The sequence below is a fragment of the Thermus sp. NMX2.A1 genome, assembly GCF_000511705.1.
GTDB classification, from domain to species: Bacteria; Deinococcota; Deinococci; order Deinococcales; family Thermaceae; genus Thermus; species Thermus scotoductus.
Genome location: NZ_ATNI01000018.1, coordinates 1 through 851 on the forward strand (window position 1 = coordinate 1; position 851 = coordinate 851).

The 851-nt window shown below is 61.1% G+C and carries 1 protein-coding gene; it reads right to left on the minus strand.

Annotated features, from left to right (window positions below; translation table 11 throughout):
* Positions 1 to 832, minus strand: an 832-nt coding sequence (locus TNMX_RS00805; protein ID WP_038028466.1) for a MerR family transcriptional regulator, incomplete at its 3' end; no start/stop codon positions are given.
* Between the last annotated feature and the right edge of the window lie 19 nt (positions 833 to 851).

Here is an 851-nt window from a genome sequence, read left to right on the forward strand (position 1 = left end):
CTATTCCCTCCAATACCTCTGGCAAAGCCTCGAGGTCCTGCACATAAACAGCCCCAAGCCGCCTAGCCTCCTCCGGACTCGCTCCTGACCCACCCACCACCACCTTAGGGACCCAATCCCTCAGAATCCCCTCAGGGAGGGCTCGTATGTTTTCGGGTAGAAGAACCGAAAGCACGATAGCCCGCGCCCCGAGCTCTTGAGCTAGATCTTTGAGATCCGAAAGGGGGGTATCGGGCCCCAAGTACAGGGCAGGAAACCCACGCCGCCTAAGGTGGTAGGCCGCTAACATGGCTCCTAGCTCGTGCCGCTCCCCCGGAGGGGTGGTCACCAAAATGGGAGCACCCCGGGGGTAGCCCGCAAGGTCCAGAAGCTCCTGAAGCCTGGAACGAAGGAACAGAGTAGCCAAGTGTTCCTGCGCCACATTCACCTCCCCCTGGTGCCAGCCCTCCCCCACGTCCTTAAGCACGGGCACCAAAAGGCTCCTTAAGGCTCCTTCCGGCCCTAGGAGCTTCACCCCCCGGCGAAAAAGGGCCTCGGCCCTAGGCAAATCCGCCTCTAAAAGGGCGGCCAGAAGCTCTTTGGAAAGCTGGTCGGTCCGGTACTCCTGGGCTAGGTAGCGCCGTATAGCCGCCTGAGGAGAAGCGCCCTCCTCCAGCCAGCGGCGAATCACCAAGAGGGCTTCCACATCCTCCTGCCGGTAAAGACGATGACCGCCAGGGGTTCTTTCGGGCTTGGGAAAGCCGTACCGCCTTTCCCACTGCCTTAGCACCTCCACGGAAAAACCGGTCATGGCCTCTACCTCAGCAATGGTGTACACCCCCGGCGATGTCATGCGTTCAGCATGCCATACC